This is a genomic window from Candidatus Dadabacteria bacterium (genome assembly GCA_009840385.1).
GTDB classification, from domain to species: domain Bacteria; phylum Desulfobacterota_D; class UBA1144; order Nemesobacterales; family Nemesobacteraceae; genus Nemesobacter; species Nemesobacter australis.
Map to the genome: position 1 here is coordinate 51,037 of VXNX01000013.1, position 19,706 is coordinate 70,742.

Annotated in this window: 23 protein-coding genes and 2 tRNA genes; 9 read left to right on the top strand and 16 right to left on the bottom strand. The window is 49.7% G+C overall.

All coding sequences use genetic code 11. The features are described from left to right. The first annotated feature begins 1 nt into the window (after position 1). The 9 genes from F4X55_04695 to F4X55_04735 all read left to right on the top strand — a co-directional run bounded on the left by F4X55_04695 (position 2) and on the right by F4X55_04735 (position 4,697). Complete coding sequence (locus F4X55_04695) at positions 2–544, top strand: HPF/RaiA family ribosome-associated protein (protein MYC40295.1); 543 nt, start codon at positions 2–4, stop codon at positions 542–544. A 16-nt stretch (positions 545–560) separates the two neighbouring features. Beyond that, the gene (locus tag F4X55_04700) at positions 561–1,025 is read left to right on the top strand and encodes a PTS sugar transporter subunit IIA (protein ID MYC40296.1); all 465 of its coding nucleotides are present in this window, start codon (positions 561–563) and stop codon (positions 1,023–1,025) included. Further along, positions 1,012–1,431 (top strand): hypothetical protein, encoded by a 420-nt coding sequence (locus F4X55_04705; protein MYC40297.1) that lies wholly within the window; start codon positions 1,012–1,014, stop codon positions 1,429–1,431. The genes F4X55_04700 and F4X55_04705 overlap by 14 nt, the downstream gene beginning before the upstream one ends. 48 nt (positions 1,432–1,479) lie before the next feature. Continuing rightward, positions 1,480–1,941 carry a hypothetical protein gene (locus F4X55_04710; GenBank protein MYC40298.1) on the top strand — a complete coding sequence of 154 codons (462 nt, stop codon included), beginning with the start codon at positions 1,480–1,482 and terminating at the stop codon, positions 1,939–1,941. Beyond that, positions 1,941–2,798: an RNase adapter RapZ gene (rapZ, locus tag F4X55_04715; protein ID MYC40299.1), complete on the top strand. Its 858-nt coding sequence runs from the start codon at positions 1,941–1,943 to the stop codon at positions 2,796–2,798. Before F4X55_04710 ends, rapZ begins: the two co-directional genes overlap by 1 nt. Before the next feature lie 7 nt (positions 2,799–2,805). Then, positions 2,806–3,216 carry a PTS fructose transporter subunit IIA gene (locus F4X55_04720; protein MYC40300.1) on the top strand — a complete coding sequence of 137 codons (411 nt, stop codon included), beginning with the start codon at positions 2,806–2,808 and terminating at the stop codon, positions 3,214–3,216. Between the two features lie 23 nt (positions 3,217–3,239). After that, positions 3,240–3,563, top strand: coding sequence for a hypothetical protein (locus F4X55_04725; GenBank protein ID MYC40301.1), 324 nt, complete (start codon positions 3,240–3,242; stop codon positions 3,561–3,563). A 33-nt stretch (positions 3,564–3,596) separates the two neighbouring features. Beyond that, a complete protein-coding gene (locus F4X55_04730; protein ID MYC40302.1) occupies positions 3,597–4,397 on the top strand; it encodes an HAD-IIA family hydrolase in 801 nt (266 codons plus the stop codon). 120 nt (positions 4,398–4,517) lie between these two features. Next, positions 4,518–4,697 (top strand): hypothetical protein, encoded by a 180-nt coding sequence (locus F4X55_04735; protein ID MYC40303.1) that lies wholly within the window; start codon positions 4,518–4,520, stop codon positions 4,695–4,697. A gap of 147 nt (positions 4,698–4,844) precedes the next feature. Here F4X55_04735 and F4X55_04740 read toward each other — a convergent pair whose 3' ends face one another. The 16 genes from F4X55_04740 to F4X55_04815 form a co-directional block, all read right to left on the bottom strand. Beyond that, a complete protein-coding gene (locus tag F4X55_04740; GenBank protein MYC40304.1) occupies positions 4,845–7,283 on the bottom strand; it encodes a TonB-dependent receptor in 2,439 nt (812 codons plus the stop codon). Positions 7,284–7,385: 102 nt separating this feature from the next. Then, positions 7,386–7,470, bottom strand: a tRNA-Leu gene (locus F4X55_04745). 24 nt (positions 7,471–7,494) lie between these two features. After that, positions 7,495–7,569 (bottom strand) — tRNA-Cys (locus F4X55_04750). Between the two features lie 77 nt (positions 7,570–7,646). Next, positions 7,647–8,438: a PhzF family phenazine biosynthesis protein gene (locus F4X55_04755; GenBank protein MYC40305.1), complete on the bottom strand. Its 792-nt coding sequence runs from the start codon at positions 8,436–8,438 to the stop codon at positions 7,647–7,649. After that, entirely contained in the window at positions 8,438–9,658 is a 1,221-nt protein-coding gene (locus F4X55_04760) for a VWA domain-containing protein (GenBank protein MYC40306.1), read from the bottom strand. The genes F4X55_04755 and F4X55_04760 overlap by 1 nt, the downstream gene beginning before the upstream one ends. An 18-nt stretch (positions 9,659–9,676) precedes the next feature. Beyond that, on the bottom strand, positions 9,677–10,513 hold the full coding sequence (locus F4X55_04765; GenBank protein MYC40307.1) for a MoxR family ATPase: 837 nt from the start codon (positions 10,511–10,513) through the stop codon (positions 9,677–9,679). Positions 10,514–10,550: 37 nt separating this feature from the next. Next, positions 10,551–11,420: a formyltetrahydrofolate deformylase gene (gene purU / locus F4X55_04770; GenBank protein ID MYC40308.1), complete on the bottom strand. Its 870-nt coding sequence runs from the start codon at positions 11,418–11,420 to the stop codon at positions 10,551–10,553. Between the two features lie 49 nt (positions 11,421–11,469). Beyond that, positions 11,470–11,958, bottom strand: a complete 489-nt coding sequence (locus F4X55_04775) for a GNAT family N-acetyltransferase (GenBank protein MYC40309.1) — start codon at positions 11,956–11,958, stop codon at positions 11,470–11,472. 19 nt (positions 11,959–11,977) lie between these two features. Further along, positions 11,978–12,754 (bottom strand): enoyl-CoA hydratase/isomerase family protein, encoded by a 777-nt coding sequence (locus F4X55_04780; GenBank protein ID MYC40310.1) that lies wholly within the window; start codon positions 12,752–12,754, stop codon positions 11,978–11,980. A gap of 30 nt (positions 12,755–12,784) precedes the next feature. Further along, the gene (locus F4X55_04785) at positions 12,785–14,485 is read right to left on the bottom strand and encodes a glutamine--tRNA ligase/YqeY domain fusion protein (GenBank protein ID MYC40311.1); all 1,701 of its coding nucleotides are present in this window, start codon (positions 14,483–14,485) and stop codon (positions 12,785–12,787) included. Between the two features lie 109 nt (positions 14,486–14,594). Further along, positions 14,595–15,149, bottom strand: coding sequence for a thioredoxin family protein (locus tag F4X55_04790; GenBank protein MYC40312.1), 555 nt, complete (start codon positions 15,147–15,149; stop codon positions 14,595–14,597). A gap of 26 nt (positions 15,150–15,175) precedes the next feature. Next, positions 15,176–15,586, bottom strand: a complete 411-nt coding sequence (locus F4X55_04795) for a hypothetical protein (GenBank protein ID MYC40313.1) — start codon at positions 15,584–15,586, stop codon at positions 15,176–15,178. Between the two features lie 61 nt (positions 15,587–15,647). Further along, positions 15,648–16,838, bottom strand: a complete 1,191-nt coding sequence (locus tag F4X55_04800; protein MYC40314.1) for an acetyl-CoA C-acetyltransferase — start codon at positions 16,836–16,838, stop codon at positions 15,648–15,650. A gap of 2 nt (positions 16,839–16,840) precedes the next feature. Further along, positions 16,841–17,623 carry a hypothetical protein gene (locus F4X55_04805; GenBank protein MYC40315.1) on the bottom strand — a complete coding sequence of 261 codons (783 nt, stop codon included), beginning with the start codon at positions 17,621–17,623 and terminating at the stop codon, positions 16,841–16,843. A gap of 11 nt (positions 17,624–17,634) precedes the next feature. After that, positions 17,635–18,501, bottom strand: coding sequence for a 3-hydroxybutyryl-CoA dehydrogenase (locus F4X55_04810; GenBank protein MYC40316.1), 867 nt, complete (start codon positions 18,499–18,501; stop codon positions 17,635–17,637). A gap of 48 nt (positions 18,502–18,549) precedes the next feature. Continuing rightward, a complete protein-coding gene (locus F4X55_04815) occupies positions 18,550–19,698 on the bottom strand; it encodes an acyl-CoA dehydrogenase (GenBank protein ID MYC40317.1) in 1,149 nt (382 codons plus the stop codon). Positions 19,699–19,706 lie beyond the last annotated feature (8 nt).

The window sequence follows — 19,706 nt, forward strand, 5'->3', positions numbered from 1 at the left end:
CATGAAGGTTGATATCATCACGAAAAACATTCCCGACAAAAGAAGATCGGAGCACCTCAAGCGTTACGCGATGAAAAAAATGCCAAAGCTCCAGAGGTATATAGACCCTGAGAGGAATCCCTCGGAGGCAAGAATACTTCTTTCAGCAGAAAAACTCAGAAACAACGCGGAAATTACTATCAGCTCGGGACCCTTAAAAGCATCAGCTTCAGTAGAAACCGAAGAAATGCACTCCGCCATAGACAAGCTTTTCGACACGATCATAAAGCAGCTGCGAAGAAGAACGGACAAACAACTGACACTCAGAAGAAGGAACGCGTCAAAGACCCCTTCCGCGGCACGCGAACAGAGAGCGGAAAGGGGAAACAACCTTAGGGTGGATCACCAGTTTTTGAGCCCCAAACCCATGAGCGTTGCGGAGGCACTGCTGCAGCTTGACGCCTCCGAAGAGGATTTCGTGGCCTTCAGAAACAGTGAGACGCTTGAAATGAATGTTGTTTACAAAAAAGCTGATTCGAAAAAGGTAGGACTTCTTACCCCCTGAACGCGGAAAAAGAAAAGTGAGAATATCGGAATGCCTGGAGAAAAATTCCGTATTTCCCGAACTCGTTTCGACAACAAAACCGGACGTGCTGAAGGAAATCTCAGAGAAAGTCGCAGGGGCCGTCCCCAGGCTTAACGTGCAGAGACTTAACGAAACTCTTGCCGAACGGGAGGGAATATGCAGCACAGCGATTGATTCCGGGGTAGCAATTCCGCACGTAAAACTCCTCGACATTCCAGATATAACCATCGCATTTGCCAGAAGCGAGGCCGGGGTTGATTTTGACTCGCTTGACGGAGAGAGGACCCATCTCTTCGCTGTTTTAATAACCCCAGAGAACTGCCCCATGGAAACCCGGGTAAAACTGCTTGCCCGGTTATCCCGTATACTCGGGCAAAATGACTTGAGGCCAAAACTCGTTGCCTCAAAAGAGGCTTCTGAGATTTATAATCTGCTTATTGAAGAAGATGAAAAGCTCTGAAAATAATCACTCCCTCTCGGTTGGGGATTTTTACGGAAAGTTCGGAGAAAAGCTCTGCCTTGATCCCGTCCACGGGGAAAGGGGGTTTGAAAGACGCATAATTTCGCCGAGCGCCAAAAAGCCGGGACTGAGAATGATTGAAAAGAAAATAGAGCTCGAGGAGGGAAACATACAGGTACTCGGCAGAACTGAAATCTCCTACATAAACGGATTCCCCGACAGAACACAGAAAAAGATAATAACGAATCTTCTGTCAAACGATATTCCGTGCTTTATACTCTCAAAGGGAGCCCGCCCGGATAAATCCTTTGCCGAACACTTTGAAAGAAAACAGATACCGCTTTTCACCACTACCCTGGGCACGGGTAAATTCATAACCATTTTAAATGAGCTTCTCACCGAGTAATTCGCGACCCGGATAACAGTTCACGGAGTACTGCTGGATGTGCATCATATGGGAGTTCTTATCCTCGGGAAAAGCGGAATCGGGAAAAGCGAATGCGCTATTGACCTTATAATACAAGGTTCCAAGCTTATCGCGGACGACGTGGTTGAGATAAGAAAGATAGGCTCTCAGACACTTGTCGGAGTGGGTCCTGAGAACATAAGATATCTTCTGGAGGTAAGGGGGATAGGCATAGTGAACATAAAGGATCTTTTCGGAACCACCTGCGTTATGGAAAAAAGAGAAATCGACATGGTCATAGAACTTCACAAGTGGGACTCCGAGACGGAATACGATCGTCTTGGCGTGGACACGAAAACATACTCCATACTCGACATCGAACTGCCGTACATGGTACTGCCGGTGAGCCCGGGAAGGAACATGGCGTCGGTAATAGACGTGGCAGTGCGAAGCCATATACTTAAGGACACCGGTAAAAGTATCGAGATTCCCTCCGGCACTCGGAAATAATGGAGCAGATAATAATATTAAGCGGACTCTCCGGTTCGGGGAAAAGTACCGCGGCGAAAGTGCTTGAAGACCTGGGCTTTTTCTGCGTCGACAACCTGCCTCCCGAGCTTCTTTTCTCTTTTATCGACCTTTGCGGAAAATCCCTTACGCAGATAAAAAAAGCGGTCGTAGTAATTGACATACGTATACCGGTAAAAGATGCGCTTCATGACTTCGAAGAGGTGCTGGGAAAAATAAGAGAGTCGGCCAAAGAAGTCGACCTCGTATTTCTTGAATGCTCCGATGAGACAATTGTTAAAAGGTATAAGGAGACAAGGAGAATCCACCCGCTTGGAAATGAGAGAACTCTCCCCGAGGGAATATCAGAGGAGAAGCAAATTCTTGAAGACATACGCGAACTCTCGAACCATCGCATAGACACAAGCGCTCTCAGCATTCACGATCTAAAAGCGGTCATAGCCAAGATTGCCGGGACAACTGACAAAAGCACCCCCCTTCTTACCTTCCTTTCCTTCGGCTACAAGTACGGAATTCCCGAAGATGCAGACCTGGTTTTTGACGTTCGCTTCTTGAGAAATCCTCATTTTACCGAATCCCTGAGGGATTTAGACGGAACAAGGAGCGAAATCGTTGATTTTGTCATGTCGGATAAAGCTTCACAGGAGTTCCTGGAGAAACTCTGCGCTTTTCTGCGCTTTTTGATTCCCAAATATTCCGAGGAAGGGAAATCATATCTTACCTTGGCGGTTGGCTGCACCGGGGGAAAACATCGGTCGGTAGTTATAGCCGATGCCTTGGGCAAAAACCTCTCCGAACACTCTGCGATTATTAGACACAGGGATATAAATAAGCTATAAAAATCCTATGTTTTCCATAGTAGTGATCACGCACGGAGAGCTCGCAAAAGAGCTTATATCAGCCGTGAACTTCATCCTGCCCGAGAAACCTAGGGTCAAGATGACTGCGGTCTCAATAGACGCTTCAAAAGACTCAAAAGATTTCGAAAAAAAGGTGCGGGCTTCAATTGATACCGTTGACGAGGGAGGCGGAATACTGCTTGTAACTGATATGTTCGGAGGAACCCCTTCCAATATAAGCCTTATGTTTCTTGAGAGCGGCGAAATGGAGGTAATTTCAGGGGTAAACCTGCCTATGCTCCTAAAACTAGGCACTGTTAAGGAAGAAACTACTCTCAAAGAAGCTGTGGACCTCGCGGCCAAGGCGGGAAGAGATAACATAATAGTGGCAAGTGAACTTCTTAATAAAAACGGTTAGAATACGCCGGAGAGGATGCTGAAATGGACGTAAACACGCTTGACTCCGTTATCGAGATGTACACAAATCACCTTCTTCAGGGCGATCTTGAGGGATTTAAGATCGAGATATCTCCGGAAATAAAGGATGAGCTCGCGGCAATAGCCCTTTACCTCGATTCAAAGACCGTCAGGGCGTCGGGGGAAATAGAAGAATTCTACGAAGGGTACAAAAGAGCGGCGTTTGACGTACTTACTTTCATGGGGGTTGAGTTTTTTGAAGACAGGGAGAACAAGCTGATCAAGATAATGAAGTCAAACTATAACTCCCAGCTACAGGAAGAGCTCAAGAAAAGTATCTGGGGATAGAATACCCTCCCCCGTAAATTCCCGGCCCCGATTATGGATTTTGGAAATTCATTTGATTACTTCGTCTTTGATCTGGACGGGGTTATATATTCCGGCGAAAAAGCCATCGGCAACTCCCCCCGAGTGCTCAAAACATTAAGGAAGAATAAAAAGAAAATACGTTTCATAACCAATAATCCTTCACGGGCACCCTCTGAATACGCCAAAAAACTCCGAAAACTCGGAATCGAATCCCACAGCAGTGAATTTGTAACTTCCCCCATGGCAACCGTTTCTCTTATAAAGGAAAAGCTTCCCTCTGAAAAATGGAATACCGTCTTCATAGCGGGAAGCGACTACCTGAAAAACGAAGTCACCCAAACCGGACTGGTTGAACTTTACGGGGAAGATTCCCTCGACGCAGACCTCGTGGTGATGGGAAGCCATCCCAGATTTAACCTTGAGGAAATAAAAACCGCATCCATAGCCATCGGAAACGGAGCAGACTTTATCGGTACGAACGGAGATTACTTCTATCCCTGCGAACACGGCCGGGCTCCCGCGACAGGAGCCCTTCTCGCTTCAGTGGAAGCGGCGTCGGGAAAGAAGGCGTTGACAGCCGGAAAACCCCAGAGATACATGTTTGACCTCCTGGAACAAAGCGGTGTAGCACCGACAAAAAAGACTCTTCTTGTCGGAGATAGTCTCCGCACCGACGTTGTCGGAGGGAAAAAAGCGGGTTATAGCACGGCGCTTGTGCTGAGCGGAGTTACAAAGAAAACCGACCTCGGGAGCGATGAAACAACACCCGATTTTATCTTGGAGAACGTCTCTTTTCTTTTGAGATCGCAGTAAGGGACAAGTAATAGATGAGAGTACATCGCATTCCTTAACAAAGACCCAATCTCGGGCTGTTGACTTTTGGTAACCGGGGTGTAGTGTTTGGATAGAAATTTTTTCCCGCCGGAGGCAACCATGCTCAAATTTATCAAAAAAGAAGATGAAAACCTCGATTACCCATTAGATATATTTGATGAAGAGGATGAATTTGCCGACGAGTTTGATGAACTCTTCGAAGAAGTAAACTACCTTTATTACGATGACGACTCAGAAGAAATTCTCGGAGATGAAAAAGAAAGAAGAGTGCTTCACTGAGTCCCGTCGTAACAATTTGTCATCACTTTTATAAACTCTCTGAGAATCTTTTCCCAATTCCCAGATCCGAGTTTTGAAAGCGGATTCAAGACGCCCTGAGTTCCACACATAACTCAAAGCGTCTTAGATCAAACTGAACCCCATCTATCAGAAGCGCATGCGGGTAACCACGCCGAAAGTACGGGGTTGACCCACTCTGTAGGCAAGACGGGCCCGTCCGTTCCTCTCACGATCAAACGAAAGCCTCACGTTTTCATCGGTAAGATTCTTCACGTAGGCGGTGAATTCAAGATTGTTATATACAAGCCCTGCCGAGAGATTGAACAGGTGGTATGAATCAAGCAGCAGATCAACAGTTGTAGAAGCAGGGATACCATGTGGGAAACCATGCTCGAAAACTCCCTTGCCGGGTACTTGATCACCCGACTGTGTTATGCTGTCACCTACGAACTGCCATGAACCGGAGATATAGCTTTCTCTAGCGTTCAAAAGACCCGGCAAAGTATAAGTGGCGGATCCCGAGAGCTGCCAGTCGGGAACTGAAGGTATACGGTTACCTTCTTCTATTCCATCAAGCACACCTCCTCCAACCGTCCTCAAAGTGGAATCAAACTCCGCTTCTATGTAGCTTCCCGCAAAGGCAAACAGCAAATATCTTGTCGGCTGAATGGATAACTCAAGTTCCGCTCCTGCCGTGTGAGATTCGGGTACGCTGATCGTAACCCTGGAAGAACAGGGTCCCGCATCAACATTTACACCCAGATTTTCAATGTCGGTATAAAAAACCGAGCCGTTGAATGTAACATTCTCAAAGGAGGACTTAAACCCGACCTCATAGTTCCAGAGAGTCTCGTCTTCAAACTCCTGATAAACACTATATACAGGAAAATGATTAACCCCCTTACTGTCTGTACAAAGCGGTTCGTTCAGCGGGTCGTTGACGCCGCCTAGGCGAAATCCACGGGAGACTTGGACATTAAAAGTAAGGTTATCGTTAGCATCATAACTCACCATGAACCGGGGCGAGAACCCGTCGGAGGAAACCGTTTCGTCCTGATTCTGGGCAGCACTATTAGAGAAACCTCCGCCAGACTTGAAAGTCTTATCCTCTTCCCAGTCATACCAGCGAAGCCCCGCCGTCAGATCCAGACGTTCAAGCAGAGCGTAGGTCGCTTCACCGAAAAGCGCGATCTGCCTCAAGTCGTAAGTAAGATCGGAACTGTATGGCGAGTCCACCGCGTCAGGGAAATTAGTGTCAGCCGAAGGCACCATCCATAGATCATCATATCCAGGCGTCGGCAGACGCTGGGAATAGTCACGCTCCACATCCGAGTAGAAAACCCCCGCAAGCCACTGCAGACGGCTTGCGCTATTTGAGCTTAAACGGAACTCATGGGTCATCTGCTCAAGATCCGTGGTATCGCGCAGGTTAGAAGGATTTATTACGTTGCTAATAGGATCATTGGGAAAAGGAACAGCTGGATGATTACGAAGATCCACACTTACGCTGCCGGTAAGAGCGCTTGCGTCGCGGCTTACAAGAAGATCGCGGTTTATATAAGCCGCGGAGTAAGTAACGTCAAAAACTCCTTCTATCTCCCAGTTAATTACCGTGTCGAAAACAAGAGTCTCGTCTTCAAAGGCTTCGTCGAGCAGAAGTACCTGCTCCCTCTCTCCAAGAGTTACGCTATTACCCAAGTAAGCAAAAATGTTGAATACCTCGTCGCGGTTAAATCCCCCGAGATCAATGTTCTGATACACAACGCGAGGGGTGATGGAGAGATTTTCGGTCGGCTTCCACAAAAAGGAGAGGCGCCCGCCGTGTCGGCTTCCGTCATTAACATCTTCATCCATCCCGCCGCTTTCTCTATGCGCATCGATGAAGCCGCCGTACCTAGTTCCGTAAGCTACAAGCCTTACGGCCGCGTCATCGCCCAGAGGAACGTTAAGGGCGGTTTTGAGATGACCTCCCGCGGAGCCTTCGTCAAGATAGTTTCCGTCAACCTCGACTTTAATCTCATTTACACCAAGTTGCGGCTGGTTGGTTATGTAGCGAACCGTACCGCCGATTGAGCCTGATCCGAAGAGCGTGCCCTGCGGACCTCTCAGTGTCTCAACACGGTTAAGGTCGAAAAGGTCGATATCAGGGGTGAAAAGCGACAATGATATCGGGGTTTCGTCAAGATAGACCCCTACCTGCTCCTTTACGCCGGGCTGGTCCCGCACTATCTGTCCGGAAGAAACGCCACGGATCGTAACTACGCTCTGGCCCGGTCCGAGGTTCTGTATGGAGAGTCCTGCGACGTTTCGGGAAAGATCCTCCAGGTCAGCGGTGTTAAGGCGCTTGATATCCTCTTCTGACTGGACATTCAAGGAAAAAGGGACTTCCTGGGCAAGCTGAGCGCGCTTGGTGGCGGTCACGATCATTCTCCGAAGCGTGTAACTGCCTTCCTCTACAGCACTGAGATTTTCTTTTTGTTCATCCTGCCCCTCCTGCGCAACTGCGGTTAGGGAAAAAACCAATGAGAACAGGGAAAGAAATGCAAAAAACCTTATGGCTACGCCAAGCCGAATCTTAAAATTCATCTCCAAAACCTCCTTAAATCACTCACTTTACTGTGACTCAGGCCACATACTTAGGCAATATTCGCATTTTAACACATTTGTTTCAGGATTTGTTAGAAAAAATGCCCAGGGCCGGACTCGAACCGGCACGGGAGATACTCCCGAGGGATTTTAAGTCCCTTGCGTCTACCAATTCCGCCACCCGGGCATTACGCTGAACTTGGTTCAGAACTGGAGGCGGCGCCCGGAATCGAACCGGGGTATGACGGTTTTGCAGACCGTTGCCTTACCTCTTGGCTACGCCGCCCCTGTAGCACGGAATTTTGAATTGTACCGAAAAAAAGAAGTTTTGTGAATTTTGCCAAGCGGCGCATCCAGCTTCTCTCACGACGCGGGATCAATTTCGAAGTTTCCCGTAACAGTTGCTTTTCCCGACAAGCAGACTCTTTTCTCAAGAAGTCTTGTATGAACTAAGCCACCCCTTTCTGACGCCTGGTAGCCAGCGAGTTCTTTTTTCCCGAGCCTACGGCTCCAGAAAGGGCAGAGGCAGCAGTGAGCAGATCCCGTGACCGGATCCTCGTCTATCCCGGCGTTGGGTGCAAAAAAGCGTGAGACAAAATCGTAACGATCAGAACTTGAGATGCTAGTTATGATAAGTCCTCTTGAATCAAGCTTCTTAACATGGTTCAGTTCCGGGACAGCGTTTCTTATTGTTTCCTCGTTTTCGTAGAGGGCGATGTAATCAAAACGGTTTCTTCCCACGTAAAGAGGCGCAGAGGAAATTGCTATGAGCAAATCCTTCGGCATCCCCACTTCCCAAGGATCCTCCGAGGGAAAATCCATCTCTACAAGATCATTTTTTCTCCTTGCGGTAAGAACCCCGCTTTTTGTAGAAAACACGGCATCTTCCGTCGCGGGGATGATGCCGAGAGTAAAGATAATGTGGGCACTCGCCAAGGTAGCGTGTCCGCACAAGTCAACTTCTGTTTCGGGAGTAAACCACCTGAGTTCAAAAACGCCGTCTTTTTCGAGAAGAAAAGCCGTCTCGGAAAGATTTACCTCGGAAGCGATTTTCTGCTTTGCCCGATCTGGTATTTCTTCCTCAAGAATGCTCACGGCAGCCGGATTCCCTGAATCCGGCCCGTCGGTAAAGGCATCAACGATGTATACTCTCATTAGAAGCCCGCTGGAAATTCCGACGCGCCACGGTGGCCGGGACGGCGCTTGAGAGCCAAAATCGCGTCTTTTATGCCTGCAAGCGTCAGGGGAAACATGCTACCTTCGTAGAAATCGTTCAGCATTCCTATGCTTTCAGTCCACTTCCAATCATCCCGCGGTACGGGGTTAAGCCACACGGTAAAAGGATATTTCGTTTTTACTCTCTCAAGCCATCGCAGGCCAGGCTCGTCGTTATTGTGCTCGACGCTTCCGTTGGGATAAACAAGTTCCCATGGGGACATGGACGCGTCGCCGACTATAATGCACTTGTAATCGCTGTTGTATTTGTTGAGCACCGAGAAGGTAGGTATCCGCTCGCTGAAACGTCTTGCGTTATTTTTCCATACGGCTTCGTAGATACAATTGTGAAAATAGTAGAATTCAAGGTGTTTGAACTCATGTCTGGCTGCGGAAAAAAGTCTTGAGCAAAGCTCGACATGATCTTCCATCGAACCTCCGACGTCGAAGAACATAAGAACCTTGACGTTGTTTTTCCGTAGGGGAACAAACTCAAGGTCAAGCAGCCCCGCGTTTTTCGAAGTTCTGTCGATCGTCCCCTCGATGTCAAGTTCCTCCCCCACCCCTTCTCTTGTGAGAACCCTGAGTTTTCTCAGGGCCATCTTCATGTTCCTGACGTTTAATTCCACCGAATCGTCAAGATCACGAAATTCCCTTTTGTCCCATACTTTAACGGCCCGTCTCTGCCTGCTGCCATCCTGTCCTATGCGAACCCCGGCCGGGTTGTAACCGTAAGCTCCGTAAGGCGAAGTCCCCCCGGTGCCTATCCATCTGTTTCCTCCCTGGTGGCGTTTTCTCTGCTTCTCGAAAATTTCTCTCAGCCTCTCCATCAGTTCCTCTAGCCCGCCCATGGAGCGGATCATCTCTTTATCCTCCTCGGAGAGGACGTTTTCGAAATTCTTGCGCAGCCACTCAAGCGGAATCTGCATGAACTGCTCGGTATCGGCAAGCTGGGCTCCTCTGAAATAAGCGGAAAAGAGCCTGTCGAATCTGTCAAGATGCCGTTCGTCTTTTACCATCACGCAACGGGCAAGATAGTAGAAATCGGTTGAGTCATAACCGATCACGTCACGGTCAAGGGCTTCCAGGAAAGTAAGATACTCTTTTAGGGTGACGGGAAATCCGTCGTTTTTAAGCAGCAGGAAAAAATCAAGAAACATGAGCGTATCCCCCAGCCCTCACCTTCTGAATCTTCGCCTCATAACCTCAAGCATCTCGTAGTCCGCCTCATTTTTGATAAGTGCGCCCGAGTAAGGAGGCAGGTTCTCCTCAAGATCCACTCCCGGGAGTTCCCCTGCGGCCACTCGATCAGCCGCAAGGAGCTTTATCCAGTCTATGAGTTCGCTTGTCGAAGGTTTTTTCTTAAGACCGTCGATTTCCCTGACGGAATAAAAAAGGGTAAGCGCGTTGTCCATAAGTTTCCGCCCGAGATCCGGGTAATGAACTTTTACTATTTTCTCAAGAGTCTTGCGGTCGGGAAAGGCTATGTAATGAAAAAAACATCTTCTCAAAAAGGCGTCGGGAAGCTCCTTTTCGTTATTCGAAGTAATTATCACTATTACTCTCTTAACCGCCCTTACGGTTTTTTTAAGCTCGTAGCAATAAAATTCCATCTTGTCTAGTTCCAAAAGAAGGTCATTCGGAAACTCTATGTCCGCCTTGTCTATCTCGTCAATCAGAAGTACTACCTGCTCCGGGCTCTCAAAAGCCTCCCAGAGTTTTCCTTTCTTTATGTAGTTTGAGATATCGTTTACCCTCTCGTCCCCGAGTTGTGAGTCACGAAGCCTGGCGACGGCGTCGTATTCGTAAAGACCCTGCTGGGCCGTCGTAGTGGACTTTATGTGCCACGTTATAAGTTGCTTTCCAAGCGCCTTCGCAACCTCAAACGCGAGCATTGTCTTACCCGTGCCCGGCTCTCCCTTCACAAGTAGCGGACGCTCAAGAGTAATAGACGCATTAACGGCTACTGATAAGTCGTTTGTGGCTATGTAATCGCTTGTGCCTTTGAACTTCATTTTTCACCTGCCTGTTGGGGAACCGCAGAGACCCCGCCTATTTATTGAATACGATTGTCCTGTTTTTGTAAATCAAAATCTCCCGGTTTATATGGGACCAGATCGCGTTTGAAAGAACCAGCTTCTCAAGATCCTGCCCCTTTCTTTTGAGGTCGTCTATCGAGTCATCATAGTTAACCTTTATGACATCCTGCTCTATTATGGGTCCCGAATCGAGTTCATCGGTTACGTAATGACAGGTTGCTCCGACCACCTTAACCCCCCTTTCATACGCAGAGTGATAAGGGCGCGCACCAGGAAAGGCCGGAAGAAACGAATGATGGATATTCATTATTCTGTTGGGATAATGCGATACGAAATTCTCGGTAAAAATCTGCATATACCTTGCAAGCACTATGAAATCCACATCGTAGCTGTGAAGAAGTTCAAGCTGCTCTGCCTCCACTTTTTCCTTGTTGTCCTGAACGTTCTCGAACACATAGAAATCCGCTCCGTGAAGACCCGCCACATCCCTGAGATCCGGATGATTGCTTATCACAAGGGGCATCTCAACGTCCCATTCCCTAGCGCGGAGTCTGTAAATTATGTCCGAGAGGCAGTGGGGAAGCTTGGAAACGAAAACCGCCATGCGCGGGATGTCTCCCGTAAAGAAAACCTCGAATTTCATGTCGAGTTTCTTCGCTACTTTCTCGCGGAAAATCTCCTCCGTCTCCTCGCGGGAGAGAGTAAAGCCGTCCATCCCCCACTTGGCCCGGATAAAGGTCACCATGTCGTTCGTGTCAACACAATGCTGCAGTGCGTGGATATTACCCCCGTATTCGAATATAAAGTTGGTGACCGCATGAACAAGACCGGGGCGATCCGGGGAGTGCACTAGCAGAATTGCTTCTTCCTGTTTTTCCGGCATTTTCAGTTAAAATCCGTTTCCTAGTTTTTGATGGCTTCCGCCTATAAGACTACGACCAAGGCTCCTTGTAGTAGTAGGTAAAGTTAGCAACCTTCGGCCGCTCCGTCCATCCTTTTTTTCTGTAAAAACCCCGCAGGTACGATGGCTTGTCCCTGCCGTTGGTCACCATCAGACGGTAAACATCCCTTTTTTTACCCTCTTCCATAACCGCTTCGATAAGGCGGCTCCCCGCCCCCATTCCACTTGCCGAAGGACTTACGAACAGGTCTGAGACGTAGCCCTCGTAGCTTCCGAGCATAACAAACGGTACCCAGTGAACGGTGGTGAACCCGAGGACCCTTCCCCCGGAATCACATGCGACGTACATGGTGTGCCCTTCCGGATCTCCGTTTGCTTGAAGTATGAGATCCCGAATCGGAGACGACACTTCCTCAAGTGAAAGGGAGTTCCTTCTCTCAGACCAGCCAATCTCTTTCAGTATCAGGGCCATCGCCTCCGCGTCGTCGTCCGTGGCTTTTCTTACGGTGAGTTCTTTCAAAGTTCTTCCTGCAACATTATCATTTTTTCTTTTTTCCCAAGGTTTCAACCAGAGCCCGGAGGCTCTCCAAAACTCCCGGGCTGCGCAGAATTTTCGGAAGTTCCCTGTCAACCTCGGCACAAGTTCCTTCTATATTCGCCACGACCTCGCGGCGAAGAGCCGTTTTAGAGAAGGCGTAACCGGGAATAAGCGACGGACCGTACTGACCCGCGAACTCAACGCAGTGAGAAAGAAGCTTGTCCGCTTCGTTGCTTTCATCGAAAAAACCGAGTCTGACGGCGTCGCGGGGTTCGTAAAGAAAACCTGTTGTCATGACCTGCTGCGCAATTGCCGTACCCAGCACGTAAAGCACGATCTGGGCTATCGCCGAAGGAATGGGAAAACCTATGGTGATTTCATTAAGACCGAACCTTGCTCCTGAATCAACGCATACCCTGTAATCGCAGCAGAGCGCCAGTATAAGTCCACCCGCTATCGCGTGACCGTTCACCGCAGCCACAACAGGTCTTTCATAAGTAAAAACCCGAAGCAAAGCGCCGCGAAAACGTTCGTACCACTGCCAGATTTCCTCTTCGTCCCCAGTGGTAAAAAGCGAAAGATGGTACTTAAGATCAAGGCCGGCGGAAAAAACCCTCTCAGAAGAGGTAAGGACCACGGGGCTTTCCGTGTGATCGCTCTCAAGCGTCGTGAAAGCCTCGTCAAGGTCACTGAAGAAGCCCTCGCCCATGACGTTCATCGGGTTTGAGTTCATGCGCACGACTGCGACGTCACCAATTCTTTCAATTTCCCAGCTCATAATGTTTCTCAATCCGCACGAAAGCCGCAATCAAGCCGTTTTGCCTCCCGAGCGGCGACTCCATGAATCCCTAAGGGAAACCGTCCTGTTAAAAACGGGCGCCCCGGGCACTGAATCCGCGGAATCAAGCATGAAATATCCCTTCCTTTCAAACTGATAGTTGATATCTCCTAAACAGTCCCCAAGAGCCGGTTCGGCCGCGCAATTCTCGAGTATCTGCAGGGAATCCGGATTCAGAAACTCGGTAAACTCCCTCTGCTTGTCGGCCATCGGGTTGGGAACGGTAAAAAGTCTGTCGTAGAGCCTGACGGTCACCCTCGAGGCGTTTTTCGCGCAAACCCAGTGTATGGTACCTCTTACTTTCCTTCCATCAGGCGCGCTCCCACCTCTTGTTTCGGGGTCGTATTCACAGTGAACCTCGGTTACCTCTCCGGTCGCCGGGTCGCGCTCAAAACCCACGCACCTCACTATGTAGGCGTAGCGCAGGCGCACTTCGGAACCGGGGGAGAGCCTGTAGAACTTTTTCGGCGGATCCTCCATAAAATCATCCCTTTCAATGAAAAGCTCTTTTGAGAAAGGGACTTTCCTTTTTCCCATGGAGGGATCTTCCGGATTGTTTACCGCTTCGAGCTCCTCTTCCGCGCCCTCGGGATAGTTAACTATCACCACTTTCAGCGGGTCAAGCACCGCCATAACCCTCTGCGCCCTCTTGTTAAGGTCTTCCCTTACGCTGTGCTCAAGAAGCTCCACGTCTATAACGCTGTCCTGTTTCGTAATACCTATTTTCCGGCAGAAATCCCTTATCGACTCAGGCGTGTATCCTCTTCTGCGCAATCCCGAGATTGTGGGCATCCTAGGATCGTCCCAACCGCTTACGTATCCCTCGGAAACCAGCTTCATGAGATTTCTTTTGCTGAGAACCGTGTAGCTGAGGTTGAGCCTCGCGAACTCGATCTGCCGGGAATGATATATACCGAGCTGGGCGATAAACCAGTTGTAAAGAGGCCGGTGGTCCTCAAACTCAAGAGTGCAAAGCGAATGTGTGATGCCCTCAATGGAGTCGCTCTGTCCGTGGGCCCAGTCATACATCGGATAAATGGACCAGGAATCCCCAGTACGGGCATGGGTCTTCTTCATTATCCGGTACATGACCGGGTCGCGCATGTTCATGTTGCCCGAAGCCATGTCTATTTTCGCCCGAAGCACGTACTGTCCATCGTCGAAATCCCCGTCTCTCATAACCCGGAAAAGCTTCAGGTTCTCCTCAATAGACCTCTCCCTTGAAGGGCTCTCACTGCCGGGTTCAGAAAGTGTTCCCCGGTATTCTCTTATTTCCTCAGCGCTCAGGTCGTCCACGTAGGCCTTCCCCTCGCTTATCAGCCTAAGGGCGTATTCATAGAGCTGCTCGAAATAATCAGAGGCGTAATAAGTCCTGTCTTCCCACTCAAACCCAAGCCAGCTTATATCTTCCTTTATGGCCTCTTCGTAGATTATGTCTTCCTTTGAGGGGTTTGTATCGTCAAAGCGCAGGTTGCATGTTCCGCCGAATTCTTCGGCTACACCAAAATTGAGACATATGGATTTCGCGTGGCCTATGTGGAGATAGCCGTTTGGCTCGGGCGGAAAACGGGTAATGGGCTTTGCAATTCCGGATTGAAGATCGCTTCTTATCCTGGCCCTTATAAAATCCTCGGACTCCGGAGGTCCGTTTTTGTCCGCCTTCGGTTTCATGGTTACGCGCGATGACATCCACCGAGCAAGAAGATGAAGTTTCGGGTAGCGGTCCCGAAGCGGTCCGTTTTTCCCCCCGGGGCGGTTTCACGTGGCGGGGAAAACCGCACTATTTCCATTTTATGTTGCACCCGATACTCGGAATCTGCTCCCATCCAATTGTCTGGCCCGCTATAATGGAGTCGAGTGCCATACGCATATCCTTTCCGGTAACCGGTTTTCCGTTTCCGGGTCTTGAGTCGTCAAACTGCCCCCTGTAAACGCATTTCAGACCTTGGTCGTAAACGAAAAAGTCGGGTGTGCAGGCGGCGTCATAGGCCCTGGCGACTTCCTGCGTCTCATCGAACAGGTAGGGAAACGAATACCCCTTTTCCTCCGCGACTTCCTTCATTTTCTCGGGAGAATCATCAGGGTAGTTCTCAACGTCGTTTGAATTTATCGCTACGAAGGAAACTCCTCTGGGAATGTACTCATCGGCAACTTCCACCAGCCCATCCTGCAGGTGCTTCACGTAAGGACAGTGATTGCATATGAACATAAGCACCGTAGCCACATCCGACTTGAGATCGCCAAGCGACAGTTCGCTGCCGCTTACGACATCCGGCAGCCGGAAGTCAGGAGCCTCGCTCCCCAACGGAATCATCGTCGATAGAGTCTTAACCATTTTTTCATCTTCTCCTGGTTCTTAGGTTATTTGTCAGTGAAACCGATCTGCTTGTGCGAACCGTCGCAAAACGGCTTGTTCTCAGAAGCCCCGCAACGGCAAAGATAGTAAGGATCATCCCCAGAGAGTCCCGAATCATCCCCAATGCAAAGTTCAGTATCTCCGCAGACCTCGTAGGGACCGTTCTTAAGCGATCTTATAACCGTGTCGCCTTCCTTGTCGGGGACAGAAGACTCGCCAGGGGGAATAATGCTTTTAAAACCCGCCCTCCTGTGCGAACCATCGCAAAATGGCTTGTTCTCAGAGTTTCCGCAACGGCAAAGAGCGATTTTCTTTTTTATCGCCAGTCCGTTCCCTTCCCCGTCTTCAAGCAACTTGAGGTCGCTTACAATCAGGGGACCATCGTCCATGATCTCTATTTTGGCTTTTTCGCTCATATCGGGCTATTGGTCAAGGGAATCCGCCGCCCACTCGGACAGCTTCCACTTATGTCTGAGTTTACATTTTTTCGACAACCATTGCTATACCCATACCGCCTCCCATGCAAAGAGAAACCATCCCGTATCCACCGGGGCGGACATTTTCAAATTCATGAAGAAGCTTTACGAGCAACACCGCTCCCGTGGCCCCCACGGGGTGCCCGAGCGCTATGGCTCCACCGTTTACGTTCAGTTTTTCCTCAGCAATTGGGAAATCGCTCAGTACCGCGAGGGACTGCGCCGCGAAGGCCTCGTTAAGTTCAACCAGATCGATATCGTCGATTCCGAGCCCGGCTTTGTCAAGAGCCATGCGCATTGCGGGAACCGGACCGATTCCCATGATCGCAGGGTCAACGCCGGAAATCGCATAGGATTTAATCGACGCAAGCGGATTCAGACCCAGTTTTTCCGCTTTACTCTCGGAAGATACGATCAGGGCGGCAGCACCGTCGTTGATGCCCGAGGAGTTTGCTGCCGTTACCGTGCCGTCTTTCTTGAAAACCGGTCTTAACTCCGAAATCCTCTCAAGCGTAACGTCCGGTCTCGGGTGCTCATCAGCGTCAAACTGAACGGAACTGCCCCTTCGCCCGGGAACGGACACCGGAACGATCTGGGAAGTGAATTTCCCATTCTCCATCGCGGTTTTGGCCTTCATCTGGCTTGAGTAGGCGAACTCGTCCTGGCGCTCTCTTGATATTTCGTATCTCTCCGCGAGGTTCTCCGCCGTAACGCCCATGTGGTAGTCGTTAAACGCATCCATGAGCCCGTCACACAGAATTCCATCCACAAGCTCATCGGAAGGCGTTGACATCTTGTATCCCCACCTAGCTTTCCGAAGATAGAAGGGAGCCGTACTCATGCTCTCCATCCCCCCCGCCACAATGCATTCGCAGTCGTCGGACTTTATGGCCTGGGCGGCATTTACGACAGACTGAAGACCCGAGCCACATACCCTGTTAACGGTAATCGCGGGGGTTTCAGCCTTTAATCCGGAATTAATCGATACCTGCCTCGCCGGATTCTGCCCCTGCCCCGCTCCCAGTATGTTGCCCATTATGCAGTCATCTACCTGTTCGGGCGGCAGGGACGCTCTGTTTATAACCTCCTTGACAACCGCCGTCCCGAGATCGACTGCGGAGACATCCTTAAGCGTTCCTCCGAACGTCCCTATCGCAGTCCTAAGTGGCTCTGAAAGCACGACTTTTTCCATGGCTACTCTCCTTTGAACTCAGCCGTCCTCTTCTCAACAAATGCACTCATTCCCTCAACCCTGTCATAGGAATCAAAACACTGAAATCCCGTTTCCATCTCGTACGCAAGTCCTTCGGAAAGCCCCGTCTCGGACCCCTGGTTTATCGCTTTCTTGGCGTAACTTACGGCAAGCGGGCTGTTGGACGCGATCTGCTGTGCTATTTTCATGACTTCATCCATAAGTTCATCCTGCTCTACTACCTTATCCACAAGCCCGAGGGAAAGCGCTTCGGCGGCGGTGATCATCTCCCCGGTAAAAACCAGTTTTTTGGTTCTCCCAGGTCCTATAAGCCTGGTTGATCTCTGGGTTCCTCCCCAGCAGGGAAAAAGACCGAGCTTGGTTTCGGGAAAACCCACGCGGGCATTTTCGGAAGCGATTCTTATATCGCATCCAAGCGCAAGTTCAAGCCCACCTCCCAAGGCATATCCGTTTATTGCGGCTATAACCGGAAAAGATGCCTGCTCCAGATAGTCAAAAGCCCCTCTGCCCAAGGCACAGTAATCCCTGAATTCGTCAGTTGTCATTTGACTCATCTGCCTTACGTCGGCCCCGGCGACAAAAGCTTTTTTTCCGGCTCCGGTCACAACCAGCACTTTAAGATTCTCAGCGGGCAGCTTTTCGGTCACAAAGTCTTTAAGCTGACTTATGGTGTCGCCATTAAGAACATTCATAGACCTCTCTTTGTTAATCGTCAACACTCCCACGCCGTCATCAGTGCTTTCAAACAAAAGATCCTTGTACATTTATGCCTCCCTTACTTTTTGCCGTATTCAAAAAAACCTTTTCCCGTTTTTCTGCCAAGATTTCCCGCTCTTACCATTTCCTTAAGCAGCGGAGCGGGTCTGAATTTCGGATCTCCATACTCTGTGTAGAGAACGTTAAGTACGCTTAAAGTGACGTCAAGCCCTACAAGATCCGCAAGCGCAAGCGGCCCTATAGGATGATTCGCTCCTAGTTTCATGGCGTTATCGATCTCTGCCGCCGTTGCAATGCCTTCATCAAGAGCAAAAATCGCTTCGTTCATCATCGGCAGCAGAATTCTGTTTACAACAAATCCAGCTCTGTCTTTTGCCATAATCGGATATTTATCAAGGCTCCGCGCGAATTCCATTGTCTGCTCAAGGGTCTCGGGGGATGTTTTCGCGGTATTGATCACCTCAACCAGCTTCATTATCGGTGCGGGATTAAAAAAGTGGATTCCAACAACCTTTTCGGACCTAGAGGTGCTCATGGCAAGCTCGGTAACCGACAGGGTCGAGGTATTGGTAGCGATGATCGCGCTTTGTTCGGTGTTTTCCTCGATTTCAGCGAAAACAGCCTTTTTAAGGTCCATATCCTCGCTTGCGGCTTCAATTACTATATCCGCACCGTGGAAATCACCGTAGTCTTCGGTCGGGTGAATCCTTGACACGATAAGGGGGACCTGCTCTTTTTCGATTTTGCCTCTTCGCGCCAGTCTGCCAAGACTTTTTTCTATTTTTGCGACCGCATCCTCCGCAATATTTTTTTCAATATCCAAAAGAACGACGCCCTTCCCCACTGAGGCTACAAGCTCGGCTATACCCGAACCCATAGTGCCAGCCCCAACGATACCTACAGTGTTTGTGTTTGACTCGGACATGCTTTTCTCCCGGCTGATAACTGATTATGAACCTTGAATTATAACACCTTAGAGCGACTCGGAAAGAACCTGTCTGGCGATAACGATCCTCTGTATCTCAGAGGTTCCTTCATATATCTCCGTTATCTTGGCGTCGCGGAAATGCCGTTCCACCGGATAATCGGTCGTATATCCGTTTCCTCCGTGTACCTGAATGCCTTTGGTCGCCACCCACATCGCGGTTTCCGAAGCGTAGAGCTTGGCCATGGATGAGTGCTTGGCATATTTTTCTCCACGATCCTTCATCAAAGCCGCCTTGTAGGTAAGCAGCCTCGAGGCCTCGATCCTAGTCGCCATGTCGGCAAGCATAAACTGTATCCCCTGAAAATCTGAGATCTTCTTGCCGAAAGCCTCTCTTTCCTGAGAATACCGAGTCGAAGAGTCAAGGACCGCCTGGGCTATCCCCACTGCCTGGGCCGCGACCCCTATTCTTCCCGCATCAAGTGTTTTCATGGCGACCTTGAAACCCTCTCCCTCTTTGCCGAGCACCCGACTCGTCGGCACCTCGCAGTTCTCAAAAACGATCTGCGACGTGCTCGTGCCCTTTATCCCGAGCTTGCTTTCCGATTTTCCAAGAGAGATTCCAGGAGCGTCGAGATCAATGATAAACGCCGTGATTCCACCGCTTCGTTTCGTTTTATCGGTCTTTGCGAAAACCACGGCGACTTTCGCCTCGTGACCGTTTGTAACCCAGCTTTTGGTTCCGTTAAGGATATAAACCCCGCCTTTTTTCACGGCGCTTGTCTTTATGGCCGCCGCATCCGAACCCGACTCGGGTTCGCTAAGAGCAAAGCACCCTATGGCCCCCCGGGACAGCCGTGGCAGATATTCTTCCTTTTGCTCCTCGGTGCCGAAATCAATAATCGGAGCGCACGCAAGGGAATTATGAGCCATAACTATCGTCCCGGTTGAAGCACACGCCCGTGATATCTCCTCAATGGCGATTACGTATGAGAGGTGATCAAGACCGCTTCCTCCGTAGCGCTCTTCAATGAAATGACCCATAAAACCAAGATCGAACAGTTTTTCCACGATCTCCGAGGGGAAAGTGCTGGTTTTGTCAATTTCGGAGGCAACCGGCCTGATTTCTTTTTCGGCAAACTCCGAGACGAGATTTTTAATTAAACGCTGCTCTTGCGTAAGAGCCGAAGCGAGCATGGTGTGTA

Coding starts and splice junctions, on each gene's coding strand:
- F4X55_04735 (MYC40303.1), top strand. CDS start 4,518: ATGCTCAAATTTATCAAAAAAGAAGATGAAAACCTCGATTACCCATTA.
- F4X55_04725 (MYC40301.1), top strand. CDS start 3,240: ATGGACGTAAACACGCTTGACTCCGTTATCGAGATGTACACAAATCAC.
- F4X55_04800 (MYC40314.1), bottom strand. CDS start 16,838: ATGGAAAAAGTCGTGCTTTCAGAGCCACTTAGGACTGCGATAGGGACG.
- rapZ (MYC40299.1), top strand. CDS start 1,941: ATGGAGCAGATAATAATATTAAGCGGACTCTCCGGTTCGGGGAAAAGT.
- F4X55_04795 (MYC40313.1), bottom strand. CDS start 15,586: ATGAGCGAAAAAGCCAAAATAGAGATCATGGACGATGGTCCCCTGATT.
- F4X55_04720 (MYC40300.1), top strand. CDS start 2,806: ATGTTTTCCATAGTAGTGATCACGCACGGAGAGCTCGCAAAAGAGCTT.
- F4X55_04785 (MYC40311.1), bottom strand. CDS start 14,485: ATGAAACCGAAGGCGGACAAAAACGGACCTCCGGAGTCCGAGGATTTT.
- F4X55_04755 (MYC40305.1), bottom strand. CDS start 8,438: ATGAGAGTATACATCGTTGATGCCTTTACCGACGGGCCGGATTCAGGG.
- F4X55_04710 (MYC40298.1), top strand. CDS start 1,480: ATGGGAGTTCTTATCCTCGGGAAAAGCGGAATCGGGAAAAGCGAATGC.
- F4X55_04765 (MYC40307.1), bottom strand. CDS start 10,513: ATGAAGTTCAAAGGCACAAGCGATTACATAGCCACAAACGACTTATCA.
- F4X55_04815 (MYC40317.1), bottom strand. CDS start 19,698: ATGCTCGCTTCGGCTCTTACGCAAGAGCAGCGTTTAATTAAAAATCTC.
- purU (MYC40308.1), bottom strand. CDS start 11,420: ATGCCGGAAAAACAGGAAGAAGCAATTCTGCTAGTGCACTCCCCGGAT.
- F4X55_04730 (MYC40302.1), top strand. CDS start 3,597: ATGGATTTTGGAAATTCATTTGATTACTTCGTCTTTGATCTGGACGGG.
- F4X55_04805 (MYC40315.1), bottom strand. CDS start 17,623: ATGTACAAGGATCTTTTGTTTGAAAGCACTGATGACGGCGTGGGAGTG.
- F4X55_04810 (MYC40316.1), bottom strand. CDS start 18,501: ATGTCCGAGTCAAACACAAACACTGTAGGTATCGTTGGGGCTGGCACT.
- F4X55_04780 (MYC40310.1), bottom strand. CDS start 12,754: ATGAGCTGGGAAATTGAAAGAATTGGTGACGTCGCAGTCGTGCGCATG.
- F4X55_04790 (MYC40312.1), bottom strand. CDS start 15,149: ATGGTTAAGACTCTATCGACGATGATTCCGTTGGGGAGCGAGGCTCCT.
- F4X55_04695 (MYC40295.1), top strand. CDS start 2: ATGAAGGTTGATATCATCACGAAAAACATTCCCGACAAAAGAAGATCG.
- F4X55_04740 (MYC40304.1), bottom strand. CDS start 7,283: ATGAATTTTAAGATTCGGCTTGGCGTAGCCATAAGGTTTTTTGCATTT.
- F4X55_04705 (MYC40297.1), top strand. CDS start 1,012: ATGAAAAGCTCTGAAAATAATCACTCCCTCTCGGTTGGGGATTTTTAC.
- F4X55_04760 (MYC40306.1), bottom strand. CDS start 9,658: ATGTTTCTTGATTTTTTCCTGCTGCTTAAAAACGACGGATTTCCCGTC.